Here is an 18,217-nt window from a genome sequence, read left to right as displayed (position 1 = left end):
CCGCACGGTCTGCGCAGCGGGCACCGATGAGTCTCCAGCCTTCGCCCGAGGTCAGGGGGGTGGTCTTCGCCCTCACCGGGGAACGGTTCATCGACGCGGACGAGGACCTCGCCTACGACGACCGGCTGTCCTATTCCGGCCTGGGGCGGAAGCTGGAGCGGCTCCTTGCCCTGATCACCGAGTCGGTCCACGCCATCTCCGGGGCCATGCCGGAGAACGTGGCGAAGTCGTACTCCGACGCGATGGGCCTGCTCACCGATGACAAGGGCAAGAACCTTCTGAAGGAGTTCGTGGGGCAGCTCGACGCGATCGCCGAGGGCCGGATCAAGAGCTCCACGGACATCATCAAGTCCAAGTGGGAGATCATCGCCGAGGTCGTCAGGCTCCTCATCGAGCTCGCCGTCCTGATGGTGCTGGCCTACTTCACCGGCGGTGCCTCGGCCAGCCAGTTCTTCCTGGCCAAGCTGCGCAGTCGGTTCGCGATCCTCGCCTCGCTCCTTCGCCTGCTCCAGCGACTGCATCTGACACCGACGCTGGGTGAGGCGATCGCCGAGGCGTTCACCGACTTCGCGGTGCAGCTGGCGATGATGTCCTTCGGCCCGGACGGCCGCCGGCCCAAAGGCATCGACTGGGGCGACGTCCTCAAGGCAGCTGCGTTCGGTGCCGCCGCAGGTGCCTTCACCAGTATTTTCGACGACATTGCCAAGCAGATCGTCAAGGGTTACGACAAGAACGTCTTCAAGAACGGCCCGGACCTCGACTTCAAGAACGGCGCCGACCTGCCGAAGAGGTGGTCCCCCGGGCCTCCGGACAACACTCCGAAAACCACACCCGATCCCAAACCGGACCCCACTCCCGACCCCCCGAAGAACCACCCCGACCCCAAACCCGACCCCACTCCCGACCCCCCGAAGAACCACCCCGACCCCCCGGGCAACAGCCCGAACCCCGCACCCGCCCCCCCGAAGAAGCCGCCGGTCACCTCCCGCGACCACCCGCTCTCCTTCCGGAACAATCCCGAGCTGTGGCGGAACAACCCGTACCTGCGCGGCTTCCACCACCGGCCGGGCGCCGTGGCCGGACATTACGGGCTCAAGGCGACGACCGACTTCGCCGCCTCCGGCTCCGGTGAGGGGCTTGGGGAGTACGTGGTCAAGGGGGGCTTCTACGGCGAGTGGTCCTGGAGTTGGGACACGTTCGCCGGCGCGGGGCTCAGCAGCCACGTCGAGTCGACGCTCAGCGACACCGCGCAGAACATCGGCGGTGAGGTGCGCCACGCCGTCGACAACCTGCGCAACCGGCCGCCCACCGTGTCCGGCGGCACAGGTGCCCCCACCCCCGGAGGCTCGTCCGACGGCCGCTCGCCCACGAGCACCGGAGACTACGACGGCACCCCGTCGGCTCCCCCGCCGTCCCGCTTCCCGAGCAGTCCGGTGCCGGACACCGCCGGGACCCCGCCGTCGCACACCCAAGGGGCGGACCCCGCGCCCCCGACGTCACACCCTCAGGGGTCGGACCCCGCGCCCTCCGCCGAGAACGAACTGTGGGAGCAGGTGCACAAGGGGTCGCCCGAAATGCGCGAACAGGCACTGCGCGACCTCGCCGGCATGCGTGGCTCCCAGCCGCCCACCAGCACGGAGACAGGCATCCGGGGCGGCCTGTACAACACCCTCTCCCAGGTGCCCGGGATCCGGGTGGTACCGACCGGGAACAGTGCCGCCGTCCAGACCGACACCGAGGAGGTCAGCCGGATCCTGTACGGCTTCGGCAGCCCGGTCACGGTGGAGCCTCCTCCCTCTACGGTCCCCCACACCGTCGGCAGCGGCACGGGCACCTCGGTCGACTCCCCCGCCGGTGCGCCCACCACGCCCCCTCCGTGGACCGGCGACCCCATCACCTCCGAAAGCCCCGACACCTCCTCCACGCCCGACACCAGCCACCAAACGCACGACCGCCCCCAGCACCAGAGCACCCCCACACCGGAGAACGAACCCCAGGACACAACCACCCCCAACACCCCTGCGCACACCCAAGAACCCCCCCAAAACGCCCCCACACCCGAAAACTCCGTCCCCACCGACAACCGCGACACACCCACGCCACCCGTCACCACCGACAACCCCAACACACCCACCCCCCATATCGGCGACACCAGCGGCACCCCCAACACGCCCAGCAGCACCGTTGACAGTCCCGACACCCCCACCACACCCGACACCAGCCACCAGCCGAACGACCACACCCCCACCCGCCAAACCACCCCACCCCAAGACACACCCAACTCCCAGACACAGCACCAGAGCACCCCCACACCGGAAAACAAACCCCAGGACACAACCACCCCCAACACCCCCGCGCACACCCAAGAACCCCCCCAAAACGCCCCCACACCCGAAAACTCCGCCCTCACCGACAACCGCAACACACCCACGCCACCCGTCACCACCGACAACCCCGACTCCCCCGCCGACACCGCCGACACCGCCGACACCGCCGACACCGCCGACACCAGCGACACCAGCGACACCAGCGACGTCACCACTGGTGACCCGGTCCCGGAGAATGCCGCTCCCGCTCAGACGTCGCCGCTGACGATCCTGGTCTCGCAAGGGGCACCCCCGGCCGAAGGGACGCCGGAGGCGGCCCAGTTGCTGGACACGGCTGGGACCGACCGGGCCGTCGTGCTCGGGCCGGTGAGCGCACCGGACGGAACAGGGCGTCCCGTGCGTTCCTCCGTCGAGCTGACCCGTGAGGGACCGGGCGCGCCGGTCCGGGTTCGCCCGCTGACCGGCCCGCCCGTCGCGACGCCGGCCAGTACCGGGAGCCCCGCGGGTCCGGCCGGGGTCCGGAACTCCGGAAGCCCCATGGACACCGCGGACACGGTGTTCCCTGGCGCGGATGTACTGCTGCCGCTCGCCGACGCGCTCGGCGCCACTCCCGCCCCGGCGCCCCGCCCCGTCACCCAGAGCACCGAGACACACGACCGGGGCGACCGGCTCCTCACCGCTACGGACAGGCCCGAGAAGACGCCCTCAACGCCGGTGTCTCCCCTGCACGGCAAGGGCGTGACGCCCGAAAGCCCGACCCCTCCGCCCCCTCTCTCAGACGAGAGCGAGGCATTCGAGCTGAGCACACTGGCCGGACCCGCTCGGGGACCGGGCGGCCCGCTGGGCGGCATCAACTCCCGGGGGGAGTACTACCAGTTTGATTATCGCGATGTGCAGGCGAAGTCGATGCGTGACTATGACGGGAATTTGATCGGGATATCCTTCCCGACCGCGCCTGGAGATATTGAGCAGGTCACAGACTGGGCGAGGCAGAGATACCGGACCTCGGACACAGAGGCCTACAGCATAACCCAATCAGGTGACCCGCAATCACCGCGTTATCACATGGGCCCTGCCCTTCCTGCGCCATGGAATAACCGTCCCCTGTACGTCCATGCTCATGCGAGCAATGAATTCTTCGACCTCCCGGTGAACATCGGCGGCGGAACCGTCATGAAACTAAAGGTCGACGGGGCCACATTCGGCCGTATCCTGCGACACCACCCCGGGTACCGGCAGGCCACCCAACTGGTCCCGGACCAGGACGGGCTGCTCATGTCCTGCCTCTCCGGCCACCCCCGGGCCACCGCGGCCGCGGATTTCGCGCGGTACATGCACGATCACGGCTCCACCCGGACGTGGTACGCACCGACCGGATGGGGTGTCCGGATCCGGCGCATCCCGGGCACGACGAACAGCTCCGGCTACGGCTCGACGCAGACCTGGGACGCACACGGCAACACGGTGCCCGGGTGGTTCACCCGCTTCGCTCCCCCTTCACAGCAGATGCCCAGTTCCCAACTGTCCCATTACCCAAGCCCCACACCCAACGCCAATGCGTACGACCCAAGCCACGGCTACTCGAATCCGTACGACCCGAGCCAGGGCTATCCGAATCCGTACGACCCAGGCCACGGCTACTCGAATCCCCAGGGCCCGAGCCACGGCTATTCGAGTACGCAAAATCCGAACTCGAGTTACCTGACGCCGTACGACTCCTACCCCTCCGCCGAGTCGGCCACCGATCTGTACCTGCAATCGGGCCACGGCGGCGAAGGCGGACCCGACGGGCATGTCCCCGACTCCGGCGGCGGCGGACACGTCCCCGGTCCCGGCGCTGGGCTCGGGCCCGGCGGCACCCCGCCCCCGCCCATGCCCCCGCCCATGCCTCCGGCCAATCCTCCGGCGGCGGCCTCCCCGCAGGGGCGGATCATCGTGCGGCCCGCGAAGCACGGCCAGACCGGCACCGGCAGGAACGGTTCCACGGTGCCCGCGGGCGATCCGGTCGTCATCGCCACGGACGGCCGGACGGTACCCGTCGCCCAGCTGCGGTTCTGGGTGCAGGAATCCGCGAAGCCCCAGCCCGGACACCCGGTCCAGCGTCTGTCCATCTCCCACAGCCCGGCCGAGGACCGAACGGCGGGCGGCGCGGCTCGTCGTGAGCTGCTCGGTCAGGGCACCTTCCGCAGCGTGCGCACCACCCTCGGCAATCCGGGGGCGGGGCCCACCCCGGACCCGCCACCGCCCCGTGTCGTATTCACCGGCGCACCCTCACCCCTCCCCGGCTCGGGCACCGAGAGTGGTGCCGACTACTTCGTGGGTCATGGCACGCCCCGCACCGTCACGTTCGGCAGCCATGACGCCGCGTATCCCACCGTGACGGTCAACGGCGTACAAGCGGGCGAAGTGTTCAAGCTCTTCGGCGGCGACGGGCCGCTGGTGCTGTACTCCTGCAAGACCGGACGGCAGCCGGAGGTGGCGGGGCTGCCGGTGGCGCAGCATGTCGCGAACCGGACGGGACGACCCGTTTGGGCGCCGACCACCGAACCGGGCACGGTCCGGGACAAGCACGGCAACGTCCAGGCCGTGCTCGTCGAGGGCCCGGACGGGCCCGGAGAATGGCGCTTGTTCACTCCCGAGCCCAGCGGCCCGGATCTGGACCGGCTCGCACGCGACATCGGGCTGCACTCGGGCCCGGAACCGGTCGACGCCTTCACCCAGGCCCGTACCCTCCAGCAGGTGCGCACACTGCGCGAGATCCTCGGCCCGGACGCCGAGCAGCAGCCGGAGAACCGGGACCTGCTCGCCGGACTCGCGTTCGTGGACGGGCTGCGCTGGCTCGGCCCGGACACCGCGGCGCGCTACGGCGACGGCCGGATGACCCCGGACCTGCTGCGTCGCATGGTCACCGGCCGGCAGGCCGCGACAGGCGGCACCGCCGCCGATCCGGGGGCCGACCCCACGGTCGAGCAGTACACCGGGTTCCTGCGCGACGCGGCCGGGTTGCGCGGCACCGCCGAGTCCGACACCGCCCGTGACACCCTGCTGCCCCCACCACCGCCCGTACTCCCGCCAACGACGCTCGTCGCTCCGGAAGACGTGCAGGGGCTCGGCTACGCGCCGTCCGCTCGGATCACATGGTCGCTCTCCAGTACGCCGCTGCCGCTGTCCGAGCTGGCCCTGAGCCCCGGGGACCTGGCCGAACTCGCGCGCCGCAGGACCGACCTGGTGCCCGTGGCGGACGGCACGGGCAGCGTCGTCGAAGACCCGAGGGGCACCGACGGAGTCACCACGCCGTCCAACCCTCCGGTCGTCGTGCACGCGAACGGCACCGCCTACATGCGCCTGACCACCCCGGGGGACGGGAACTGCCTGTTCCGGGCGCTGCTCGACAGCGCGCGGGGCCAGGACATACCACCCGCGTGGGCATCGCAGAACGTGGCCGGGCTGCGCGAGCTGCTGGCCGACCGGCTCACCGGGTCCGAACTGACCGCAGCGGCCGCCGAGGCCACCCCGGACCCCGTGCTCGCCGTGGTGGACGACCTGCGTATGGACGCCCTGGCCGGCGTGGAGGACCCGGCCGGGCGGCAGCGGATCACCGAGCACTGGAACGAGATCGCACAGGCCGTCGTCACCGACGGCGACCCTCGCGAGTGGCAGCGGATCCTCGTGGAGAGCGGCTACCCGCACCTCGCCGCCCTCGCCCCGACTCCCGCCGACGCGCGGCGCATCGGCACCGAGCAGTTGATCGCCACGGCGGCCCGGCTTCCCGAGCTGTGGGCCTCGCCCTTCTCCGACCTGCTGCCCCAGGCTCTGGCCCACACCCTGGACCTCGACCTGCGGCTCGTCCAGCCCGACCGGCAGTCGCCGGGGAGCATGCTCGTCACGAGCCTCCATCCGGGCGGTCGGGGCGGCACCCTGCACCTGGACTACAACGGCACCGACCACTACAGCGCGCTGGTCCCCTTCCCTCCCGTGCGCACATCGGCCGCCGCCTCCCCCGGGGAGTCCGACCCGTTCGGGCAATGGCTACAGGACATGGGAGGCACCCCGGACCTGTACGGACCCGACCCGCAGGAAACCCTCAGGCAATGGCTGCACGACATGGCCGGCGTCACCGACCTTCCCACACCCACCCCTCAACAGCCCAGCCCCTTCACGCAATGGCTCCAGGACATGGGAGGCACCCCCGACCTGGTCGGACCCGACCCCGACGAGCGGGTGCCGCTGGAGACCCGGCTCGAACGGAATCGCCCGGCACAGCTGATGACCGGACCGGACGTCTCTCCGCCGCGCCCGGCCCCACGCACCTTCACCTTCGCGGACGGCAGTGCGCTGCCCTCCGTCCTGATCAGCCCGCAGTCCGGTCCGCGTGACGGCGACCCGAGCGGGACCCGGCAGAGCCCGCCCACCGGACTTCTCACCGGCCCCGGCGTCCTCACCCTGCGCTCACCCGGGCAGGTGGCACAGCAGATCCTCGGGCAGTTGCCCTCGAAGCTGCGCTCCCAGTTCGACGAGGCCGAGCTGTTGCGGCTGCTGACGGAGCAGCCCAGCGCCTTCACCGCCCCGCGCGGCGCACTCCTGGTGGGCCGCGAGAAGTCCGGGGTCGGCCACGAGATGCGGGTCGAGGCCATTCCGTACCACCACTGGAAGCGTCTCTCCGACGCGGACGGCAGCACGGTCAAGCTGGACACCACGCGGCGCGGGCAGGCCGGCACGGGTGTCGGAGGCAGCGTCGGCACGGGACGCCGGATCGCGGGAGCCCTGGGACTGGGCCCGCCGCTCAACTGGATCCTGAAGATCAGCGCCTCGCTGGGCTGGACCCGCAGGACCGACTACGCCTTGGGCACCCAGACGTACCACCAGTCGGAGAGCCGTGAGCCGGACGGCTCGCACCTGCACCTGGACGACGTCTACTACCAGGTGCGGGTGGAACGCCTCGTCCTGCCCCGTCGCCGCCTCACCAAGCGACCCGGGACAGTGGGCCAGGACCCTCCGCCCGCCGGACCGCCGCAGAGCGGCCCGGTCACCGACCGGAACAACCCTGTTCCGGGCCGGCCGGACAGCCCGCCCCCGCCGGAGCCCCGCCGGCAGCGCAGCCAGGTGCACTCCGCGGCGTTCGCCGTGCGGGACGGGCTCACCTGGCGCCTGCCGGACGCGCTCACCGTTCCGTTCAAGGGACCCCGGCGCGCCCCGAAGACGCTCACCTTCCCGGACGGGCGCGAACCACGTGTCTCCGACACCACCGGACTGCACCTGGTGGACCCCCCGGAGGACTTGGTGCTCGTGCTCTCCGGAGCCCGGCCCGGCAGTTCGGCACACCGCAGGCTGGTCTCCTTCGTCCAGCCGGCGCAACTGCTCCCGCTGTTCGGGCGGTTCGCCGGTCCGGTCAGCGGACCCGAGGTGACCCGAGGCAGCCGTCAGCGTCCGCTGGGACACCTGGTCGTGGAGCGTTCGATCCCGCACCGGGCGACGCTGGTCACCGAGTCGATCGGCACCGAGGTGCGTGAACTCACCCAGACCACGTACCAGAACCAGCGCGGTCACGTCCGCGACACACGCTTCGGCATCCAGGTCAGCAGCGGGCCGAACGGCACCGTCGTCGGTCCCGAGACCGACATCCGGATCCAGGGCGGCCCCCTGGTCCGCGCGGACCTGGGCACCGGACGGTCCCACGGCCTCGGCAACGACGCGGCCCGCAAAACCACCGGTCTGGTACGCGAACGCCCCGTCGCGCTCTACCAGGTGGAGCGCACCCTCATGGTGCGCAAGGCCGGCGAGCCGGCGTCCAAGGCCCGCCCGGTCCGGGTGGTCACCCTGGACTGGATGTCCACCCAGGACGCACGCCGGCTGGCGGGCTGGGACAGCCGCACCCCCGGACGGACCGGACCCGACCCGGACGCCGAGCCGCCGGTTCCCTGGTATCTCACTCCCGAGGACCCGGTGCACCTGAGCGGTCAGGTCCGCGCCGAAGGCTTCCGCCCCGACCGCCCGCGTCAGGACGCCGCCGGGCAGCCGATCCCTGAGGGCCCCCAGGGCCCCCGAACCCCCCAGGACCCCCTGCGGGTCTTCTCGGACTCCGTACTGGAAACCCTGCACCAGTCGTACCCGTCGATGTTCCTCTCGCCCTGGGCGCTCAAGCACCCGCGGCTGGCCGGACTGTGGTACGGCGACGGGCGGATACGCACGGCCCTGCACAACGAGCGGCAGGTGCGTGAGGCGCTGAACCGGCCCACCCTGGCGCAGAGCCTGGACGACCTGACGACGACCGGGGTGCCGGTCGCCCTCACCGAGGACGGCACGGTGCGCCGGGGCCACCACGTCCTGGTCCTGCGGGCGCGCCTCACCGACCGGCGGTTCGAGACCACCCTGAGCGAGCGCGCGATGCGCAACGCGGTGATCGGCACCGAGGTCTCCGGCCAGGGCCAGCAGGCGGACACCACCCTCTCCGCCGGCATCGAGGTGGGAGTCTCGCCGCGCACTCACGGCAAGGTGGCCGAACCCGCGTTCAGGGAAAACACCGGCAATGTGGCCGTCGGCGGGCGCTACGCCCATACCACCCAGAAGGCCACCCGCAGCACCGTCGCGGTGACTCACGACCACCTGTCCTTCCAGGAGAGCTCCGACCTCTACAGCTACCGGGTGGAGCTGGACGCCACCTTCGAGGGCCACCGCCGGCCGCGCGGCTGGGCCCGTCTCGTCTCCGTCGGCCTGCTCGGCACGGGCTACTTCGTCAGCAAGGTCGCGGAGCGTCCGCTGTTCCACGGGGACAGCCAGGCCGTGGGGCGGGTGGAGCTGGCCGTGCCGGCGGCGCACGGCTCCGCACGTCATGGTCCCGTCGACGGTCCGTCCCGTGCACCGGCGCCCGCGCCGGAGCAGCTGTCCTCCACCGATGCGGACCACCTCCTGGACGGCACCCGCCGGCCGACGGTCGAGGGCTCCGCCGACCGGGAGCTCGCCCGCCATCTGCTGAGCGCCCCGCACGTGGTACTCGGCGTCGAGGGCAGCGGGCAGCGCCGGCAGCTCATGCAGGACACCGCCGATCGCGCCACGGGCGACTCCTGGCACGTCAACGCGCCCGGGACCCGCGCCGGCACCGCTCTGCGCCGGGCGGTGGCGAACCTCGGTGTGACCGCACAACTCGGGCAGTACCTGGGCCCCTTCGGCTCCCGCGTCAGTGGCCTGGTCGGCGCCGGGCCGTTCCGGACCCACTACCTGAAGGGCGCGGTCCGCGGGGAACTGCGCAACGTGCGCGTCAAGAGCGACCCGCGGCGGTCCGGCCTGGAGGCGACCCTGGGCGCCGAGCACCGTCTGGTCGGCGGTGCGAGCAGCGGTTCCCGCTTCACCGCCGGGGTCCAGGGTGCCGACCGTCCGCTTCAGCAGCCTCCGGGCCGACCCGTGGCGGCGGGTTCCTACACGGCCGGGCTCCAGTACTCCCGCGGCAGGACCAGCCAGGTCACGCAGACGCTCACGTCGGGACGCAACACCGCGCTCAAGTTCACCGGCCGGATGTATCTGGTGGTCGCCGACGTCGTGGAGACCATCGCGGTGCGGGACCGCTGGACGGCGGCGTTCGGTGCGGTGGGCACCCGTGCCGGGAACGCGATCAGCTCCGCGGCGGGACGGTTCTCCCGGCGCCTCGCCGACGGCCTCGCCCCACGCCGGGCCGCCGCCGCGGTGCAGCAGATCCGGGACGCGGTGATGTTCCACCTGCCGATGCAGGACGTCATCGGGGCCGGGCTCGCGCCGGACGGCCTGGGCACCTCCACTCCGAGCAACCTCGGCGGCGGATACCGGATGCCGTCGTTCCTCGGCGGCCGCCCCCTCCCCGCCCACCCGAGCGGCCAGCTCGACGCGAGCGCCGTGGCACGCGAACTGCTGCCGCGGCTGGAGGACATCGGGGTGCCCTCGCACGACCGGGAGCAGGTCCTCCAGCGTCTGTCGCCCGACTTCCTCCGGGCCAACCGGCAGGAACTGACGGCCGACGGAATGCCGCTGCCGATCCGCTACCGCTCCTGGTCCAGTCCGCACCACCTGCCGGTCGGCGGGAGCCCCGGCCAGGTCCGGATCCGGCTGATCCCGGTGACCACCACCGTGGAACGCCTGCGTACCGGCTTCGAGTTCGAGGACATCCGCGCCACCGCCCGCGACGACGCGCAGGGCGAGGCCCAACAGAGCGGTGCCGAGCTGTCCCTCGGCGTGGGCGCGCGTACTCAGGGCGGTGTTCTCGCCGCCAACCCCATGCTCCAGGGCACCGCGGCCGGGCAATGGTCCAGCACGAGCGGGCAGAGCACCGGCCACGCGTCGCTGCCGTCGATGGCCACCACCCAGACACACGTCGAGACCGTCACCAGTTACCGCCTGACCGTCACCACGACGGACATGTCCGGCGAGGAGATCGTCCCGCCGGTCACCGCCCCGGTCGGCAGCCTCAACGAGTTCGTACCGACCAGCCTGCTCACCCCGGTCGGCGAGGGCGACGACGGCACCCTCACCGAGCAGGCCGTGCCGGAACCGGAACGGGCGGTACGGATGCTGCCGGCTCCCCAGGCCCGCCCGGAGGGCGTCGCGGTCTGGCGGACCTCCCCCGACAGCGGCACCACTGACCGCGGCCCCGGCGCCGACGGCGGCGCGGACCCGGACATCCTGCCCTTCGACGACCGGATCGGCTCCGGCATCGTCGCCGTGGACATCATCGGCGCGTCCAACGTGGGGGACGCCCTGACCCTCGCCACCGCCCGCGCCGACGGGTTCGTCGACAACGACTTGGGGAAGCGGCACACCGGCGGCGTCCTCACCGAACGGCTGCGCATGGCCCGCTTCACCCCGCTCACCGGCCTGGGCACCGCCGCGGCCCAGCTGCAGCAGGAGGCCACCGGGCAGACCGGCCTGACCTCCGGCTTCCGCGAGGCGCTCGGCGCGAACGGATCGGCACTGCCCGTCCAGGCCTCCGCCGATCTCCTCGGCCAGTTCCACACCGCCGACTCCCGCCTCTACGCGAAGATGCACCGCCGCGGGGCCCGGCTGCTCGCCGTGGAGCACAAGCCGAAGATGGACGGCAGCCGGCGGACGAAGACCTCCGACGCGCACGAGGCCGGCATCGCCGACAACGTCGAGGGCACGGTGAGCACCGGACCGCTGGTCAGCACCTCCAGCGCCGGCATGGTGACCCCGGGCACGACGGTGCCGATCGCCGGGACGAACGACGGCATCGGGCAGAAGGGCACCGTCGACACGACTCTCGCCGACCACGTCAAGGTGGCCCCCGCCCGCAGCATGCTCTTCGCGCTGCCGGTCAGCTGGCTGGCCGTGGCCGAGGTGGAACACCGGATCACCGACAACAAGATGCTGCACGCGCTCGGCAAGCCCGTGCGCGGCCCGCGCGCCGCCGAGGCCGAGACCACCGCCCTGGTCTGGCTGCGCGAGGACATCGCCCGGGACCACGGCCTCCTCGACGACGCCACGTTCCCCGACGAGGCCGGCAACGCGTGGAAGGACGTGGCCAAGGCGACGGGTGACCTCACCGCGGCCGAGCAGAGCTACTACGAAGCACGGGCACGGGCGCGGGAGACGTGGCTCGGGATGAGCCCCGAGGAGCAGGCCGCGCTCGGCGAGGACGGCTCCGGCCGCACGGACCTGCCGCCGGCCATGGCCAAGTCCCCGGCGGTCGTCTCCTGGCAGGCCGCCCGCGGGGAGGTGCGCCGCTGGGAACTGCGCACCGACGCCGCCGCCTCGGAACTTCACCGGCTGCACCTCCACGCCTCCCGTGTCACCGCCCATCACCAGAACCGGAACTCGGTTCCGGCGCCGGATCCGTCACCGAGTCACAGCAACCCGGCATGGCGTTCCGAGGCGCCCGAGAAGTACCGGATCACGGGCGGAGGGGACTCCGGCCCCCGCGCGCTCATCTCGCCGGACGGGGCTACGGTGCGCGAGGTGCACGAGGTACCGCACGACGGCGCCTCGTTCTTCCACGCGTTGCTCGCCGCCGCCGAGGCGCGGGGCCGCCTCCCCCACCTGCTCGGCACCGACCTCACCGATCGCCTCACCAACGCCCCCGGCGACCCGGAGGTCGTCAACGAGGCCGTCGGCGCGGCCCGCGACCGGCTCGCCTGGGCCCTGGGCGCGGACGGCAACGAGGACCTGCTGGACGCTCTCGCCCTGGACGTCTCGGACACGTTCAGCCAGGACGAGCTCAACGCCGCCGGCGTGGAGCTGACGCCCGCTCAGCAGGCCGAGTTCGATGCCTTCGGGCGTCTCCCGGAGACCTTCTGGCCGAACCCCGCCCAGCGGGTGGCCCTGGCCACCGCGGCCCTCTCCCGGCCCTTCGTGAGCGAGCCGCGACAGGACAGTGCCGCACCCCCGGACGGCGAGCCCGCCCGGCCGGAACGCCGCGCCGGCGACCACGGCGGCGCGGACCTGCTGCCCGCCCTGGCCGCCCGGGTGCTGGGCACCCCGCTGACCGTGGTGACCGGCGAGGGCCGCGCGCAGCTCTTCCTGCCGCACGGCGGCGATGCGGCCGCCGTCGACCCGACCGCCGACCCGGTCCTCTTCACGGCCGACGGCTTCTTCCACGCCGCCCTTCCACCGGGCACCCCCGCCCCGGTCACCACCCACGCGCCGACCTCTTCGGCGGCGGGGACCTCTCTCGACACGCCCGGCTCCGACCCGGACGACGGCACTTCGGGCAGCCCGCTCGAAGAAGCCTCGGAAAGCCGACCTCCCGGGACCGAGCATGCGAACACCGCGCCTTCAGACACCGGCACCCCACCCCCTGCGCACAGCAGCCAGGCGGCCCCGTCAGGGCTGCCTCGCATCGGCGGCGCTCCGCGGTATCGCATCGACCGCGACGGAGTGCTCACAGCACCTGACGGCACCACCTACGTCCAGGGCACCCGGTCCGGCCGCGGCAACGGCTTCTTCGGTGCACTCTCCGCGGCCATGCGTCACGCTGCCGAGCAGCCTGGGCACAGCCGTCAGGAAGCGGTACGGCTGCGCCTCCGCGCTGCTCTGCCGGCCACCGAACTACTGCACCTGAACCACCTCCCCGGCAGTCGGGACCAAGGCGACCATCTGTCCAGCCCTCCACCCCAAGCCGGCCCTCACACGCCTGGTCGGAGCCCGGAGCTCCCGGAACAGGACGTGCGCCGTCAGCTGACCGACGCATCGTGGGGTCCCTCGGCCGACCCGGCGATGGCCCAGTGGGCCGCAGCCGCGATGCGGACCACCGTCACCCTGGTCGACGAGGACGGCACCGCCCACACGTACCCCGGCCCTTCCCCTGACGGCAGCCCTCACCTCAGGCTCCGCCGGCGCGACGGCGACTTCGTCCCCTTGACGCCCGGCACCCCGGACCCGCGGCCGAAGCCGTCGCGGACCCGGTCCGCTGCCGTCGACGCTGCCGTCCTCCCGCCGCCCTCTCCCGTACGCTCGATCGGCAGTGCACCCTCCCTGGGCATGATGCGGGCATCCGAACCGAACGTGCTGACCGGGTCCGGGTCCGTGGCGAACCAACTCCAGGAAGACGCGGAGCCGGCGAGCCAGGTACACGAGGTCGTGGCGAGGCTGGGCCATCGTTCCGATATCTACAACCAGGTGAAGAACTCTCATCTAACCGCCCTGAAAGAGCGCAACTACAAGCGGGGAAAATATCCGGATGCGGTTCTCCAGTATGCGCTCGGAATCCAGAGTGAACTGCAGAACATCGAGACATTGGCGAACACAGACTCCGGGGTCCGTCAATGGTGCACCGACAACGCTTCCTACCTGCAACAGGCGACCAGTCAGATTGCAGCCGAAATCATGGTGTTCAGCGAGCAGGCGCAAAACTACGCCTACTTCCTGATGTGCCATTTCGGTTCTCTCTGGAATGAACCCGGAGTCAGAGGAAGCGCATTCACCGGATCGTACGTCGGCTATTTTTCGTCCATTTCGGCGAACACCCTGCACTCGCTGGACCACGACCCTGCTGTCACCAGGGCTCGGGAACGGCATGCGGCGTCCGGAGGAACGGGCAGCGCGTGGGTCGATCAGAAGCGCACGGAGATCGAAGCCGCCCTGCAGCACTGCGTGTTGCGACACTACTCGCCGGCCGAGCGCATAGAGAAGATCCTCGGCCCCACGCACACCCCCAATCCGGATCCCGCGCTCAAGTCCCTCGCGGTGCTGGAGGAAGAGGTACCGGACCTCCAGCACAACACCGGCACCTTCGACTCCTCCCAGCTGGCCAACCACGGCTTCGTCTTCTTCTACATCGAGTCGCAGCAAGCAGGCTTCCGCGGCAGCCGGTTCGGCGGTGACAAGCCCGCCCGCGTCACACTCCCCATCAGTGCGCTCGAACAGGGCAACGGCTGGGTGATGCTGAACGACTTCCTCGACCGCGAGATACCCACCCTCCGCGCCAACAAGCAGGGACAGGTGATCTCCTACGTCCGTAAACCCGACCATGCCCTCCATAGTGAGCTCTACGCACTGGGCGATCCGAATGATTTCCCCAGCGTTCCCGCCAAATCTCCCGAAGGGAAGCTGAGGAGGAGCGTCCATGAAATAGGAATGCTCCATCTCAATGCCGAGGTTCTCGTGCTGGAAATGGCCGCTGCTGCCGCACGGGCCAGCACACTGGCGGAGAAAGGTGACGACGCTCCCTCACTGGTCGGGGCCATGCGACAGCTCCTGAAGAAGGAGGACGCTCTTCGGGCGGAACTGAAGAATATCGACCATGAAAAGCTGAATGAACTGAAGCAGGAGCGTGAAGCGGCTCTCAAGGAATCCAAGGACTACTTCCGCAAGGTCCGTATCCACAGACCGGGGCAGACAGCGGCGGAGCCCGGGCAGACCCATTACGAGGGTCTCGTCTTCAACGACGTCCGCCCGGAGCCGGTGGACTCGAACGTCCTCGTCGGCCGCGACGTCATGGCCGGCCTGGCACAGCGCTGCGTCGTCGAGATCGCCCGCATGGAGATGACTCGCCCCGACGTGGCTCGACGCCTGAAGGGCATGTCAGGCGAGGCCCTGGTCCGGTTCCTTCTCAAGGACCTCGTCCGGCCTCAGGCCATGCTGCAGCGGGAAGTCCCCTTTACTCGTTCGGACGTCGAGTTCAAGGATCCGCCGACCACGGCCACTACCACGACGACGACTGACGATGCCCGCAATGGACCCGCCGATGCCTCGCCACGGCTCTCGCCCACTCCAAGCCAGGACTCACAGGACCGGGACTACGCGTCCTGGCCGTCACCGCCTTCACCGTCCCCCAGCGACTTCCTCGACCCCTCGGACGACGAGGGGGAGGCATTCGGGCTGAGCACACTCACCGGATCCACGTCCGCGACCACTGACTCGACCGTGGCAGGGCTGACGATCGAGCCGGGAGACGCAGTGCTCAAGATCCCTTCCTTCGAGACAGGCATCCTCGAAGGCGCCCTGATGCGGGAGCGCGGCGATGTCCTGCCCGGCCCGACGAGTCTCGAGCCCGGCTCCAAGCTCGTCATCATCGGACACGGTCATCAGTTCAGCGACGGCCAGGCAGCGGCGGCCGAAATCCAGTCCATGTACGGCGGCACACTGCCTGCCGGAGTTCACATCCACATGGTCGTGTGTCAGGCCGGCGCGGGAACATACCCGCCGGCTCAGCGCCTGGCGGATGTGCTGAAGGTTCCGGTCGTCGCATCCACCATCGACGTCACCATGAACAACGTCTTCGACGAAGCGCACTTCATGGATGTGGAGTACGACGACTCGTACTCCCGAGGACTGCACCTTGGCTTCAACACCACCACCACGACACTGAGCGGCAGCTACTACGCATACGTGCCACAGGAGGCCAACACACCGCAGGCCGACAGCGACGGGGACACCCACATGCACGACTCCGTCCCCCCGACACCCGAAGCTCCGCCGCAGGCCGACAGCGACGGGGACACCCACATGCACGACTTCGCCTCGACGCCACCCGACCCGGACAACGAGGGGGAGGCATTCGAGCTGAGCACACTGACCGGATCCCACCACGCGGCGAACCAGTACCCGTGGCCCGAACCGCCGAGTCAGGTGAACGAGGCCGTGAACAGACTGAACAATCGCTCAAGTGTCTACAGCCAGACGAAGCTCGCTCATCTCAAGGCTTTGAAGGAGGGCGACTACGAACTGGGCAAGCATCCGGATTCAGCCCTCGAGGCTGCGCTTGGTTTCCAACGCGAACTACAACGTATCGAGAGGCTGGCGGGCATCGACATGGGTGTCCGACGATGGTGCATCGTTCACGCCTCCTACCTGCAAGAGGCGAATCATCTGGTCAGCAGCGACATCAGAAGATTCAGTGATCAGGTGCGAAATTACGGCTACTTCCTGATGATTCATTTCGGTGCACTCTGGCGCAAGCCTGAAATGTATGGCGACATGTTCACCGGTGCCTACTTGGAACATTTCCAATCGTTGTCCACAAAAACTCTGCAGTCCCTGAGGAGAGATCTCGCCGTCTCCCGGGTGCGGAGACTGCACGCGGCCGCCGGCCGAACGGGCCCGGCGTGGGTGGACCAGAAGCAGACGGAGATCGAAGCCGCCTTGCGGCAGTGTGTGCTGCGGCACTACTCGCCGGCCGAGCGGGTACAGAAGATCCTCGGTCCGAGGCATGCGCCCCATCAACGCCCCGCACTCAAGTCACTCGCCGTGCTGGAGGACGAAGTGCCTGACATCCAGCACAACACCGCAGATTTCGATTCCGAAGGCCTGGCCAATCACGGGTTCGTCTTCTTCTATATCGAGTCGGAGCGTGCGGAGTTTCGCCCCAGTCGCTTCGGCGGCGACGATCCTGCACGCATCACACTTCCCATCCGTGCACTCGAAGAGAACAACGGCTGGGTGATGCTGAACGACTTCCTCGACAGCGAGTTCCCCACCATCCGCGCCGATGCCGACGGATACCTGATCAGCTACGTCCGCACCACCGACCCGGAGCTCCAGGAAGAGATGGAACCGACCGGTCGGTCGGACCTGTATCCCTCGGTTCCCGCCAAATCTCCAGAAGGGAGACTGAAGAGGAGCGTCCACGAAATGAGGAAGCTCTATGCCGACATCGATACTCGTGTGGAGCGGTTGGCTGTCTTGGCCGAATCGGCCGGTCGGCTGACTGAGCTGCGCAGCCCGGCCGCTGTGCACGCGATGGTCGCGACAATGCGGAAGATTCGCAGGGAGGAAGCCACGTTGCGGATCGAATTGTCGAAACTCAACCACAGGAAGCTGGAAAAGCTGAAGAGGGAGCGCAGAGAGGCACTCACGGATTCTCTGGAATACTATCGCCGGGTCCGCATCCACAGGCCGGCGGATGTGGTGGAGGGGACCAGCGTCACCCATTATCACGGTACCGGCATCACGAACTCCCGCGGAGAGCATCCCTCTTCGAACGTCCTCGTCGGTCGCGACATCATCCCAGGCCTGGCACAGCGTTGTGTCGTCGAGCTCGCCCGCATCGAGCACACACGTCCCGACGTGGCCCGACGTCTGAGGCATATGTCGGGCGGCGCCCTGGTTCGGTTCCTACTCAAAGACCTCATCCGTCCTCAGGCCATGCTGCAGCGGGAAGTCCCCTTCAACCGGGCAGACGTCGAGTTCAAGTATCCGTGAACGGCACCACGCCAAAGCGACGATGCTGCATGAACCGTTCGACGCAACGGCTCCCCACCCGCCGACCCACATGGTGGGCACGCCTCTGACGGCACGTCCGGCCAGGGGGGAAGCCGCAGGTGGCTGACGGTCCTTCGGCTACCCCAGGGCCCTGATGACCGCCCGGTCGTTCGCCGGATCCGAGTCGTGGCGCCAGGCACATGCACCGCCGGGTCGGTCCGGTCCTGCACGTAGTCCTCGATCACGACCGCAGTGGCACCCCCGCCATGTGC

At 69.9% G+C, this 18,217-nt stretch carries 1 protein-coding gene; it reads left to right on the top strand.

The window, feature by feature from the left end; translation table 11 throughout:
- Positions 1-26 precede the first annotated feature (26 nt).
- Positions 27-17,945, top strand: coding sequence for a hypothetical protein (locus tag ACFY93_RS12900; RefSeq protein ID WP_391357022.1), 17,919 nt, complete (start codon positions 27-29; stop codon positions 17,943-17,945).
- Positions 17,946-18,217 lie beyond the last annotated feature (272 nt).

Source organism: Streptomyces sp. NPDC008313 (genome assembly GCF_042956125.1).
Taxonomy (GTDB): Bacteria; Actinomycetota; Actinomycetes; order Streptomycetales; family Streptomycetaceae; genus Streptomyces.
Note: the sequence above shows the minus strand (reverse complement) of the source record. Positions and strands in the feature narration are given on the sequence as shown.

Bases quoted from the DNA above. Each gene is read 5' to 3' on its own strand.
- ACFY93_RS12900 (WP_391357022.1), top strand. From the start codon at position 27: ATGAGTCTCCAGCCTTCGCCCGAGGTCAGGGGGGTGGTCTTCGCCCTC.